This window comes from Marinirhabdus gelatinilytica, assembly GCF_003353425.1.
GTDB lineage: Bacteria > Bacteroidota > Bacteroidia > Flavobacteriales > Flavobacteriaceae > Marinirhabdus > Marinirhabdus gelatinilytica.
This window is the reverse complement of record NZ_QRAO01000002.1, coordinates 563013-576585: the sequence shown is the minus strand read 5'-3', so window position 1 is coordinate 576585 and position 13573 is coordinate 563013. Positions and strand designations below refer to the sequence as shown.

Annotated in this window: 8 protein-coding genes; 5 read left to right on the top strand and 3 right to left on the bottom strand. The window is 42.1% G+C overall.

Features of this window, described 5'->3' with window-relative positions:
- Positions 1-3: 3 nt before the first annotated feature.
- Genes C8D94_RS08710 through C8D94_RS08695 form a run of 4 tightly spaced genes read left to right on the top strand, consistent with a single transcriptional unit; the run spans position 4 to position 10593 of the window.
- Positions 4-6417, top strand: a complete 6414-nt coding sequence (locus tag C8D94_RS08710) for a hypothetical protein (protein ID WP_115123530.1) — start codon at positions 4-6, stop codon at positions 6415-6417.
- A gap of 10 nt (positions 6418-6427) precedes the next feature.
- Entirely contained in the window at positions 6428-8470 is a 2043-nt protein-coding gene (locus C8D94_RS08705) for a hypothetical protein (RefSeq protein WP_147278525.1), read from the top strand.
- Between the two features lie 27 nt (positions 8471-8497).
- Positions 8498-9832 carry a sensor histidine kinase gene (locus tag C8D94_RS08700; protein ID WP_115123528.1) on the top strand — a complete coding sequence of 445 codons (1335 nt, stop codon included), beginning with the start codon at positions 8498-8500 and terminating at the stop codon, positions 9830-9832.
- Positions 9832-10593 (top strand): LytR/AlgR family response regulator transcription factor, encoded by a 762-nt coding sequence (locus C8D94_RS08695; RefSeq protein WP_115123527.1) that lies wholly within the window; start codon positions 9832-9834, stop codon positions 10591-10593. The genes C8D94_RS08700 and C8D94_RS08695 overlap by 1 nt, the downstream gene beginning before the upstream one ends.
- 29 nt (positions 10594-10622) lie before the next feature.
- Here C8D94_RS08695 and C8D94_RS08690 read toward each other — a convergent pair whose 3' ends face one another.
- The 3 genes from C8D94_RS08690 to C8D94_RS08680 all read right to left on the bottom strand — a co-directional run bounded on the left by C8D94_RS08690 (position 10623) and on the right by C8D94_RS08680 (position 12881).
- Positions 10623-11303 carry a HupE/UreJ family protein gene (locus tag C8D94_RS08690; RefSeq protein WP_115123526.1) on the bottom strand — a complete coding sequence of 227 codons (681 nt, stop codon included), beginning with the start codon at positions 11301-11303 and terminating at the stop codon, positions 10623-10625.
- A 1-nt stretch (position 11304) separates the two neighbouring features.
- The gene (locus tag C8D94_RS08685; RefSeq protein ID WP_115123619.1) at positions 11305-12342 is read right to left on the bottom strand and encodes a DUF4198 domain-containing protein; all 1038 of its coding nucleotides are present in this window, start codon (positions 12340-12342) and stop codon (positions 11305-11307) included.
- An 80-nt stretch (positions 12343-12422) separates the two neighbouring features.
- The gene (locus C8D94_RS08680) at positions 12423-12881 is read right to left on the bottom strand and encodes a COG2426 family protein (protein WP_115123525.1); all 459 of its coding nucleotides are present in this window, start codon (positions 12879-12881) and stop codon (positions 12423-12425) included.
- A 131-nt stretch (positions 12882-13012) separates the two neighbouring features.
- On the opposite strand from C8D94_RS08680, the gene C8D94_RS08675 reads away from it, so the two are divergent.
- The gene (locus C8D94_RS08675; RefSeq protein WP_115123524.1) at positions 13013-13534 is read left to right on the top strand and encodes a DUF421 domain-containing protein; all 522 of its coding nucleotides are present in this window, start codon (positions 13013-13015) and stop codon (positions 13532-13534) included.
- The last annotated feature ends 39 nt before the right edge of the window (positions 13535-13573 follow it).

Sequence of the window (13573 nt, the reverse complement as noted above, 5' to 3'; positions counted from 1 at the left end):
GCGATGGAATCCTTAAAAACATTAGTAAAAAAAAACATACAAGCCCTTATTTTATTTGGGGTTGTTACACTGGGGTATGCACAAAACGACATTCAGGTGATTACACAAGTACTGCCTCCCTACTCGCCCTACTTTTCAGATTATGTCTCGTATGAAAACAGGTTGGTCATTCAGTTTAACAACACCACTAGTGTCCCAAAGGAAATTCGTCTTACCGCAACGATTATTGGGGACAATGGTGTATCCATGGTGTTAGCCCCCTCTTTTGTGCCGCCCAGCCCTATTTTGGTGCCGCCTTTGGGGATGACACGGTTAACCGGCATCCAACTGCAAGACTATTGGAACATTAATGCTTGGCAGGTGTCGGGGGTGACCGCAAGCGAAATTATTATTGGGAATGGCCTGCCCGAAGGTAATTACGAGCTGTGCATAAGGGCACTGGATTTTGCAACGGGACAACCCCTATCCCTACCCGCACCTTCTGGTTGTAGTTTTTTTAATATCAACTCAATAGAACCACCCATCATCCTCCAACCTATGTGCGGTGAAATAGTGAACACCGGCGCGCCACAAAACCTATTATTTTCTTGGTCCATCCCAGCTGGGGCAAATCCGTCGCAAATAGAATACGAGTTGGTTATTATGGAAGTGTTCAACAATATGGACCCCAACCAATTGTTCCTTTCTTCGGGAACACCGCCATTTTTTCAAAAAATAATTCCGGTAAACGTTTATAATTATACGCTGGCAGATCCCCCATTGGAAAAAGGAAGAACTTATGCCTTTAGGGTAACGGCCCTGAACAAACCCGGAAATCCACGCCCTTTGAATTTTAGAAACGGGGGCAGTAGTGAAGTCTGCACATTTATTTATGGCGAGCCTGAGGACACCAATAATGATGTTATAACAATCGGGCAAAATACCGAACAAGTAACTACGGTAACCATTCCCATAGATGAAGACCAAGTGCTGGACAACAATCAAGGACAACAGGGCGATCCGGACCCAAACGACAGTCCAGATTGCATTGCAACATGTACTGTGAATGTGCCCCAAAATACGACGCTTCTTTCTAATATTTCGCCCGGGGAAACCGTGAGCATCGGCAAATTTTCTATGGAAGTGGTACAAGCACAATTTTCTGGGAATGGGTTTACGGGAACGGGTGTGGTATATACCGCCTTTTTGGAGATACCCATTCTGGTGGAATTCAGCAATCTTAAAATCAATACTGAAAAACAGGTGTTTGATGGAAAAGCAACCGCAACTCTCGACGGAGGGATGCCCAACAACTTAGACTTTATTACCAACCCAGTGGATGTTCCGCAAATAACCGAAGGGGTTTTTAGTTCGGTACAGGACTTTATTGAGGACGAAGGAAGAAAAATCCATTTGCTGAAAAATGAGACCGACGGTGTGGGAGTGCCGTTATCTTGGGAAGTTAATAATAATGCACTTACGCTTTTGGGGATTATTTTTACCCCTACCCAAGCCCACATCAATCTCGCAGCAGGTTTTGAACTCTTTGAAGCCAATGAACCAGACCAATTTTTAATCTTAACGGGTAGCAACTGTTTTCGCCCCAACGGGTTTGGAGAAAACGGGCAGCTCAATCTCCTAAATACGGTAACAATCCCTATTACCGAACAACTAGACCAGGTATTTGAACCGGGCACCTATGTTGACTATAATTGCAACGGTATTGGATTGATTCATTTAAATGGAAGCCTTCAGTTCGATAGGGATCTTGCGCTTCCATTGGATGCCGAAGGAAACGTTATTGAAGGGAAACTGGAAGCAGCCTACGAAACGGACATCTCAAATTTTAACGATTGGACGCTTCAGTTAGAGAGTTTTAACCACCCTTTTACCATTCCAGGTTTGGTGGGCTTTAAAATGGACGCTACCTCAATTATATTAGATCATTCCACCGCATCCACCCCAGCACAAGCCGATAAACCCAATAATTGGCAAGGTTGTTTTATTGAAAATATTTCGGTTCGGTTTCCTGAATTTTTTCAGATCAACAATCAAGTCATAGAAAAGCAGATCGAAAACTTTATCGTAGATAAAAACGGCGTATCCGGCACTATAGGCCCCTTCAACAATCTTATCGATATAAGCGAAGGTGACGTTAGTGGCTGGCCTATTTCGGTAGATCAGTTTTCAGTAGTGCTCGAAAACAGCAATTTGGACGGAGTGGATATCAACGGCGGCCTTAAACTGCCCATTGCCGATACCGAATTGGGTTATGACCTCCTTTTGACCAGCGGCGAGAATGCCGAAGACCCTATTAATTTTGAGTTCAATGTTAATACCGAAGAAGACTTAGAAGTCCCCATGTGGTTTGCCACTCTCGATCTTTTGGAGGGGTCTACCGTGACCATAACCAAATACGATAACAACTGGGAGCCAAGAGCAGAATTACACGGAAGTATATCACTAGGCTGGCAGGAAAATGGGCCTGAGAGTGACAATATGGTCTCCAGCATTTTCTTGCCCAGCGTCACTTTCGAAAATCTTACCATAGAACCTGGTCCCAACAATATCCCTGATGTTAACATTGGTGCCTTTGGGATCACCGAGGCGCAGGCTACCATAGCCGATTTCAGTTTTGGGCTCAATGAGCTCAGTTTCCAAAAAGACCCCAATACCAACGAGCTAGGGATTACCATCGATATGTTCGTGCATTTATTTAGCGAGGGTAATAGTATTGGCGGCAGTACGGCTTTCACCATCTGGGGTGCCTTGGAAAACAACAGCTATACCTATAAACGAACACAATTTAACAGCATTTCCATTAATGGGTTGGATATAGGGGTTGCGACCATAGATGGCGATTTGTTCATCTATCAAAAAGACGAAGTATATGGCAACGGGTTTAAAGGGGCTTTTGATATAGTTTTGAATCCTGTTGAAATGTCGTTTGCCGCGTTGATGCAATTTGGTTCCATAAAAAACGAAGAAGAAGATTACAGGTATTTCTATACCGATTCGTATGCTAAAATTGATGGTAGCGGAATACCCATTCCCCCTACTCCCTTTGCCATCTTTGGCGGTAGTGGTGGGTTTTGGGTAAATATGGAAACCCCCAATCTAATTCCTGAAGCTAATCCCAAAACCTTGGACGAGCTGCAACTGGAGAACGAATTGACCGATGAGGATGCACAAAATATGCAGCCCGGCACCACCCGGTTTGAGGAGGATATCAAAATCCCAAAAAAAGAAACAGCTGGTTTTTCACAATCCATTATCATAGGGATAAATTCTGCCGAAACCTTGTTCAATGCCGACCTTGGTTTTGGGATGGAAATAGGCGTGGATGGAAGTTTCAACGGCGCTATCTGGATGGACGGAAATGGCTATCTGGTACAAGAGATGGAGGCGGACAGAGCAGACGCTTTTATTAAAGGTGACGTGAACCTTACCCTTCAATACGATGGTAATGCAGAGGACAACGCAAATCTAAAAGTGTCCAATACATCCACCCTGACGATAGATATCCTGGATGGCCTCGTAACCGGAGAAGGTACCTTGGCAATCTATGCAGACAAGAACAAATGGTACCACAAATTGGGCTATTGGACCAATGAAGATTATCCTTGGCAGGATCCTACAAGGGCCACATTGTCTTTGGGCGATTTTAAAGGATTGGGAACCGATGCTGGTGATGGGCCTCTCGATGCGAGCATACACAGCTACTTTATGATGGGCAACGATATTCCAGGAGTACCCAAGCTTCCCTTGGATATAAGAAATCACAACGACGGTCCTACCCTAATGCCCGACGAGCGCAGTAGTGTGTTTACTGCTGAAGGGGAAACTCCAGGATTGGCATTGGGTGGCGGAATGCACATCGCAGCCGATATGGATTTTTTAATATTCTACCTTAGATCTAAATTTATAACTGGCTTCGATTTTGCCCTTAGAGAAGATACAGGGCTGTGTGCCGGCAATTTTGGATTGAACGGGATGTACGCAAAGGGGCAGGCCTACGGATATTTTAGTGGCGATGCTGGTGTAAAACTGGACCTCTGGGTATGGAAAGGGGAAGCAAGTTTGATGCAGGTAGATGCCGTGGCAACATTAGAAGCCGGATTGCCCAATCCAGAGTACCTTAAAGGGAATGTAGCGGTGGAAGGGGATGTATTGGATGGTCTCTTGGTTTTTAACATCGACTTTAATGTAGCACTTGGTGAGGAGTGTAACGCCCCCAGTAGCGGCCCATTTGACGAATACCCGATCATAGCCGAAGTGATCCCAGAAGACCAAGCCGAAAAAGTAGAGATATTCACCATACCGGAAGTATCCTTCAACTTCCCTGACGGCCCATTTGAGTACACCGAAATGAACAAAAACGGGAAAGAAGTGACGCGCACCTTTCAGTACGACCTGGATTACTTTACGCTGGAATGGATAGATGCCGAGACCAACAACCCACGATCCAAAGATTTTTTTCCAGTGTATCGCCCAGATGGCTACTCGGCCACCTTTACCGACCTTGAATTCATATTGCCCGAAGAAACGCTTATTACCTATTCCATAGGGGTTACTGGCAATGAAATTGTAGATGGCAACAAAGAAGAACGCACTAAAGAAACCAAGATAGGTAGCTTTACTACAGACAAACTACCTTCAAGAATCAAGGAAAAACATATATGGAACAGTACTCCATTTCTTGGTGAAAATTACTTTATCCCCAGCAACGAACCTTTGGGGAGTATTACCCTTCCCTTGGCTTTTTCTCATTGGGACGATCCTCAATATTGGTACGTGGAGGCCTTCGAGCTGGACGATAACTATGCAGGCGCCCTTGCCGATGGAACGTTTGATTTTATAGCACGTTTTATAGATGTAAAAAGCAAGCAAACCTTTGAAAGTGCCTACCAAGTAGATAACAGCAATGCACAAGGCGTTTTTGGTGGGCAACTCACGTTCCCGATACCACAAGGGCTGGATAAAGAACAAATTTATGAGTTGCAACTGTTGGTAAAGTTTACACCTGCCCTTAACAATGTGGCAATGGCTACCAACACCCAAGCTGTTTACCAAGAAGTACTGCTGGGAGCTTCCGGACAAGGCGGAAACAATGGCGGTGGGGGAATGAACGCAGGACAGGGGTTCAAAAATCTTCAGGGTAACCTAAATTTTCAAAGCCAAAACGGAATGGGCATCGGTAACCAAGTGGCCAATACTCCACCCGAACCCAATCTGGTATTTCAGGGTTCTTTGGCAAATGCCAATACGGGCAATCAAAACGTTTCAATAAAAAGACAGCACCGTAAACTCCTTGGGGCTACAAAAACTAAAAATGTAATTGAATGGTCGTTGTTCGATGGGTTTAAATTTTATTTTAAGACCAGTAAATACGGTACCCTACAAACCAAGCTCAACACCTTGATCTATGAGGACACACAGCTAAAAAACTACCAAACCGATCATTTTGGTATTGGTACCGACACGCCCGAAATCATCACTACGCAAGTCCCCATTGCCATCTTGAAATCCGGAGAAAACTTTGATGAGCAAGTTATCTTTCCGAAGAAAAAAAGCATTTTAGGTCATATAAATGGTGAAAAAAAAACATTGACCTTCTCCAAAAAACCTTTGCTGGAATTTAAGGATCAACCTTTTTCAACCCAATGGGGAACCTACGGAAATACCCATTTTTGGGGCATAAGCCCTAATGACCTGAAAATCACCTATCACGTTCCTAACAGCAACGATTGGGCACAATTAGAAAAAGAGGGGGTTCCCTATCAAAACTTGGATTACACCTATCCTTCCCCAGATTATTGGAGCCTAATACTCCCCGAAATGCAAGCCAACAACCCTTGGCAATCCAACCGTTATTTGGATAACAATAGGTTTCAGCCCTTTAACGACAGGCATTATCCAAATGTTTTTGAAGCCATTGAAGGAACACCACAGGTACCCACCATCCATTTTTACGCCCACGATTATGCCATCCACGGAAGCCTGTACCACGATGGAAAGCCCATTGGTTTCAACACTAAAAAATTGAATTATCCGCCCAATGGAAACAACAATGGTGGTGGCGGTATGTGGGGCGGTAACAATCAATACCAAAATCCAAATCCGCCAAGTACCGAAGCTTATTTTGGAGTGATCGACTATACCGAATGGCTCACGATGCGCGATTGGTACACCCTACGGAAACATATAAACGAAGCGAATGAAAATATAGATCAAGACGATGTGGCAGCCAATTATGACTACGATACGTTTATAAAGGTAAAAGATGGCATTCGGAATTGGATTCAAAACAAACATCCGTATTGGCCCTTTAGAAGAAGCGGCTGTAGCCTGGAATTCACCTTACAGAAAACAGGGGTATCGGGTATAAAAAGAAAAGTGGGGTACAATGTCCCACCAGACCTGAATATTGACAACTAAAAAAGTAACGATGAAAAATTATATCCACACAACCGTTTGCGCCCTATTATTTACTGGGATTGGAGCAATGGCCCAAGAAGTTACTACCGAAGACTTTGTACTGCGTTCCAGGGTCTATCAGGACTCTATTGTCTTGCGATGGGTACCAAAAGATGTAACTGCTTGGAAAAACCTGAACGAAAATGGCGCCATTGTAACACGAACCGAGTTGGCCACCAATACTGAAAAGATTGTGAGCAACACCATACTTCCCTACGATTTGGCCACTTGGAAGACCAAAACCGACACCACCAATATCTTTGTGGCCACCGCTGCCCAATGTTTATTGGGCAAGAAAAGCGTGACGCCCAACATTGCGCAACAGCATTTTAGCAATAGGTTGTTAGCGGCAAAGGAACAGAACAACACCTTGGCATTTGCTGCCTTTAGTGCCGATTTTTCGACGGAAGCCGCCAATGGATTGGCGTTTCGATATGTGGACAGGAATATTGAAAGCGGAAAATCGTATAAATATGTTATTTCCGTTAGGTCGGCACGGTCCAACACCTCCTACACCCGGCCCTCTAAAATTTGGAAACCAGTGCCCGTTATGGGCGTGCAAGCGAAACTTGGAAACAATGAAGTGGTACTTTCTTGGCCCAAACAGCCCAACAACAGTCATTTTTCAGGCTATTATGTGGAACGGGCTACAAACAATCGCAATTTTGAACGTATCTCAAAAAGCATCATTAAAGCAACAAAACAGACCACCGACAATCCATCCCAACTGTTTAGCGATACCGCTGTGGAGGTTGGAACCAACTACCAGTACCGGGTGGTGGGCATAACGGCCTTTGCAGATGCTGGACTGTATTCTGAAACCGTTTCGGCCACGCCCCAAGATAAGACCCCTCCACCGCTCGTTACCGATATTTCGGTAGAAGCAACAAGTGAAACCAGTTTTGAAATACGATGGAAACTCCCTGAACATCTGCCAACAGATGTTGAAGGGTTTAGAGTACTGCGAAGTGATAATAACGATGGGCCTTACCAGCTTATTTCAGAAGGAATACTCCCTAAAACCACAACGAGCTTTACGGATGAGCAACCGCAGACGGGTTCCTCTAGTTTTTATATAGTCATCGCTGAAGATAAGAACGGAAATTTCTCAGAAACGGCACCAGTAATGGGGGTGTTGCCCGATGATACCCCCCCGCAACAACCAAAGGGACTCACAGGCGCGATAGACTCGCTCGGGATTGTTTCCTTGGCCTGGGACTTTGGAAATGAGGAAGACCTAAGAGGCTATCGCGTTTTTAGAAGTGATGCAAAAGACCAGGAATTTCAGCAATTGACCAAAAGCCCTGTACCTGGGAACTTTTATGCAGACACGCTACGATTAAAAACATTGAAGAAAAATGTGTATTATAAAGTGGCCGCATTTGACAACAATTACAATCCTTCAGCATATTCTGAAGTTTTAATGCTGAAACGTCCAGATTTTGTGGCTCCTGTTTCCCCGAACATTAAGGAGTTAACGTTTGTAAACGATTCTGTAAATATTATATGGAAGTCTTCGGTAAGTAAGGATATTTTAGAGTATCAAGTATGGCGTAAACAAGCTGGAAGTGATTGGAAAAATATTGGGATCGTTGTGGCTCCTAAAACTACTTTTAGTGATGGTACTGTTTCAGCAAACCATTCTTATTCCTATAAAGTCTTGGGTATAGATGGTGATGGAAATCTTTCAGAACCCTCACAAATATTGAGGATTAGAACAGTGCCTTCCAAATTGTACAATCCCCCTGTTTTGACGGGACAATTTTATAAAGAAGATAAAACGTTTCGACTACAATGGGAGATTGCTGAACATACGTCTTTAAAAAAAATAGTACTTTTAAGAAACAGTGGAGACGGTTTTTTACCCTACGCTACTTTTGACGCATCAAAAACGGCGTTTTCGGACACGCAATTTTTTAAGAATGGTCGAGGATATGATTATAAAATTAAGACCATAGACGCTTCAGGTGTTTCTTCGGCCTTTAGCAATATTGTGAAAGTTCAATTTAAATAAACCTCTTATCTAAATACTGAAGAAGTAATGGCAATGCTACAAAAGACAACTCTCGAGACGCTGTCCCAGCTACCGGTACATATTTTTATAGGTACGGCCTTTGCGTTCTTTATCTTAACACTTGGTATTTTTTACTACAACAAAAAGAAAGAGTTTTTGTGGTATGGTCTGTATCTATTCTTTGTAGTAGTTTACTTCAGTTTTAAAAGCGGTCTGCTTTATGAGCTCTTGTACGGGAAAATTACGTTGCTGAACAGTATTTTACACGACAGCTCGCAAGTAGCCATCAATTTATGTTATTTACTGTTTGCAATGTCTTTCTTAAATACCAAGATAGATTACCCTCGGTTTCATAAATTCTTGAGATTGATAAACTGGTTTTTACTCGGGTTTATAATTGTTCACACGCTGTCTTGGATTATCACAAAAGATAAAGACTTGCAAATTCAGTTACTGAATGTACAGCGATTGGTAATGTCGTTGTTCGTTATGTTTAATATTTACTATTTACTCAGGTATGGAAAAAACAATCTTGTTCATTTTATAGTAATTGGCTCCCTGTTATTTGCATCAGGTGCTATTATTACTTGGTTGAGCGATGATTTTATATATATGGTCATTGGCGTTGGATTGGAAAATTTTGTGTTTTCATTTGGTTTGGGGTATAAGATAAAGAAGTTGAATACTGAAAAAATAACTGCCGAAATCGATGCTGTTACCTACCAGATCAATTCCTTACGGGCACAGATGAACCCTCATTTTATTTTTAATTCGTTAAACTCGATACAGGGATTCATACTGAAGGATAAAAAGAAAGAGTCTATTAAATATCTTACCAGTTTCTCAAGTCTCCTGAGGAAAATCCTAGATACCTCAGAGACCAACACCGTTACCCTTAAACAGGAGCTACAACTTTTAAAACTCTATCTTGAATTGGAGAGTTTACGGTTCAATGAAAATTTTGATTATTATATAGAGATAGATCCCGGTCTCGATATCCACAATATAGAAATCCCTATATTGCTTATACAGCCCTATATAGAAAATTCGATCATCCACGGCTTGGCTCCCAAACAATCCGGAACAAAGAAGATTACTCTTACCTTTATGGATGAAACCGAGTTTGTTACTTGTACCATTACCGATACCGGTATTGGAAGAGCCGCAGCCGAACAGTTAAAAAAGAAAAAAGAGATCTATAAGAAATCGAAAGGGATGTCACTCACCCGAAAGCGCCTGGAATTGATCAATAAAAATCAAAATGAAGACAAGGCAACGGTACACATAGAAGACCTGCGAGATGCCGAAGGAAATGCCTTAGGAACTTCGGTAACCATAAAAATCTATAAGTATTTTCACTAATGGAGCACAACATTGTAATAGTAGAAGACGAAAAAAACAGCTTGGACGCCCTCACCCATTTGCTCAGTGAGTATTGTGAGGCGGTGAATATCCTGGGGACCGCAGGTACTGTAAAAGAAAGTGTTGCCCTCATAAAAAAAGTACAACCCGACCTTGTTTTCTTGGATGTTGAGCTCCATTCCGGAACTGGTTTTGATGTATTGCGACAGGTACAAGAAGTATCGTTCGAGGTGATTTTCACCACGGCCTACGAGCAATATGCCATTAATGCCATAAAATTTAGCTCGGTAGACTATTTACTGAAGCCCATAGATCTTGACGAGCTCCAAGAAGCCTTGGAAAAAGTAAAAAAACGAAAGGGAAATGAGGCCCATATCACCCAAATAAAGAACCTGTTGATGAACCTTCAAGAGAAAAACATCAGCGACAAGAAAATATGCCTCTCTACCTTACAGGGGATTGAGTTTGTGAAGGTGGTGGACATTGTATATTGTAAAGCCAATGGCTCCTACACCCTGTTTTCAATTAAAGGGCAGAATAACCAACTAGTAAGCAAAAACCTTAAAGAATTTGAAAATCTGCTGGAAGAGTTTGGTTTTATGCGCGTACACAATAGCTATCTCATAAATCTACGGGAGGTAAAAAAGTACATCAAATCTGAAGGGGGATATATCATTATGAGCAACAACGACCATGTGCATCTCTCTTCCCGAAAGAAAGATATTTTTCTTGAACGCATTATGGCCTTGGGAAATTTATAACTCTATTAAGTTTTTTAACACCTGATTACTCAGCCACCATTAACGTAAAGGTATATTTGGTATACGAACAACCCGACTCCAGCAAGCAACAAATACACATTAGAAGCCTTGTAAAACGCAGGATAGCTTTGCCTACTTTGCCATTTTGTGATCAAGAAGACTATAGGAATCAACGCTGCAATCTGTCCTAGTTCTACCCCAACGTTAAAACTGATTATTTTGAGCAATAGCTGATCTGTCCCCATATCGAAAGACTGAAGTCGCGTGGACAGCCCAAGCCCGTGGATAAGCCCAAAAACAAAGACCATCATCAATAAATTTGGGGAGTTTGTTTTGAATACTTTCTGAAACCCTTCTAAATTCTCAAACCCTTTGTAAAAAACACTCAATGCGATAATGGCGTCTATAACATATTCGTTTACCTGAATTTCTAGAAAAGTTCCAGCTATTAGGGTAATACTATGTCCAATGGTAAATACGGTAATGAACTTGAGAATATCCTTAAAGCCTTTCAGAAAAAAGATAACACCGACCAAAAACAGCAAATGATCGTAACCAGTGAGCATATGCTTAGCTCCTACCCAAATGTAGGAGAATAGCCCACCATTGTTTAGGGTTTCTTGATCTGCAGAAGTGACATCGTGAGCCAGAACCACTGCGGGCAATAAAAAAAGTATCAGTAAACTGAGTCGTTTTATACTATTTCCCATCTTACTTTTTTCGTCTAAAAAAGAAAAACAGCAATGCTACCATTACAATACTACCTACCCAAAAAATATAGGAAGGAAAGCCTTCATCCTCGTGATCGTGTTCATGTGTTTCATCCCCGTGGTCGTGACTGTGGGAATCTGCATCGTGTGAGTGGACCTGATTCCCATCGCCTACCGCAAATGTTAGTGTGGCCCAGTTGGACTCATGGGTTAGTGTTTCATCCTCAAGGTGCTGCATATAGATGGTGCGGAGATACCATACCCCCTGCGCGGTAATGTTAAAGGTTACTACCCCTTCCCCATTGGTGCGTAATTGTTCTACAGAGGCGTGGGTGTGGTCGTTTTTATCTTCATCTTCGTGTGTATGGGAATGGGTCTTTCCGTTGGCGTGGGTATGTTCGGCCGTTTCATTTTTGTCTTCCAGTTCATTGCCTAGATAGACCAACTGATCTGCCAATGGTTTCCCCTTATAGAGCAAACGTACTTTTAAATCGTGTCCCGGGTGTATGCTATAAGGATTTTCAAGCGGGATGAACTCGATGGGATAGCCTAAGTTTGTGTTCCAATCAGTGGACAAGGTATCCCCTACTTGGAAAATGGTCTTCACGTGCTTAGAATATTTTTCTACAGCATCCTCTTCAAGTGCATTGTTTGTTTTACGCCATTCCAGCATGTCCAAAACCCCATCGTGTTCCAAATAATCATTAAAAGAAGTAGCGTCCAACTCAATATTTCTTGGTGCTGTGGAGACCCCTGCAACCCAAGTTCCTGCATTACCTGTCTTAAAATCTAAATAGGTAATGCTGTCTTTTTCAAACCATTGGGTAGTGTCTATGGCTATTCTTTTACCGTTTCCAACTAGGCTTGCGTCCAGCATTCGGTTTCGTGCAATTACATTTTCACTTTTTTCGAAGGAGCCATTAAAAAGTTGAATCTCAGATTGGGTCTGTGGCTGTAGGAAATAGCCGTCTAGCTTTAAAAACATATCGTGGCTGCACAATACTACAAAGGCAAGCAATCCAAAAAATAACTTTTTCATAATGAATTTCAATGTATAAGGTTGGTAATGCTTTCAAATATGCAAAAAAGATGATTAACGAGAATAACTTTCACATAAATTTAAGCTACGCCCTGCACCGTGAGATAGGTAGTCACCCAAACGATAATTGAAGAGATGGTGATACCCAGCACATTGGCCCAAAATGCTTTTTTGCGCTCTACCTTAAAGATATAAGCCGCAATAGTACCTGCATAAACCCCTGTCCCTGGTAAAGGGATTGAAACAAAAAACATCAAGCCCCAAAATCCGTATTTGGTTATTTTGTCGCCAGAACCTGTTTTAGCACGTCTTGCTACCCAAATAGCCGCCTTTTTGTAGAATCGCCAACGCAATAATGAAGAATTGATATAATTTAAGAAGAACAGCATGATTGGAAACACCAGAATATTGGCTCCCAATGCAATAACAAAAACAAAAAACGGGTTGAGACCATTGGCAATTCCATATGGGATACCCACTTTGGCCTCCCCGAATGGTGACAGACTCCATAAAATTGTTAAAACCGTTTCCTTTATCAAGATGCTTCAATTAATGAGTTGCAAAATTAACGCTATCTAAGGCATTGAACACGATAAATGATATTAAAAGTTTCTAAAAAGAAGCTTTTTAATGATCATGAGTATGTAACTTGTAGAAAAACTGTTCAACTATGGAAAATTGGCTCTACGCAAATCAACTAATTATTTATAAAGCAGCTCTTTCGGTAGTGGCTATATATCTTATAATCTTGATTTATTCCAGGATATTTGGCTTAAGAACCTTTGCTAAAATGACCAGTGTGGACTTTGCTGCAACCATAGCTATGGGTTCTATCTTTGCTGATGTAATTGGAAGTACAGATTACTCCATACTGAAGGGAGCAGTTGCATTGGGAATCATCATTCTATTGCAAACCCTCTATTCGCTATTTATTAGAAAATCTTCACTCTTTAAAAAAGTTGCCACGAACACCCCCTATTTGTTGATGAAGGATGGTGAAATATTACACAAAAACCTGTCCAAGGCGAACGTGAGCATTGGCGACTTATATGGCAAGTTGCGAGAAGCCAATGTTATTGAGATGAAAGAGGTCCGTGCCGTGGTGTTTGAGGTTACTGGGGATATCTCGGTATTGCATACCAGAGGTGATGAACCCTTGGCACCAGAGCTTCTGGAGGGTGTCACCGAATAGCCTGTTGAAAGCTGAAAACTGCTTAGAACAACAATTTTC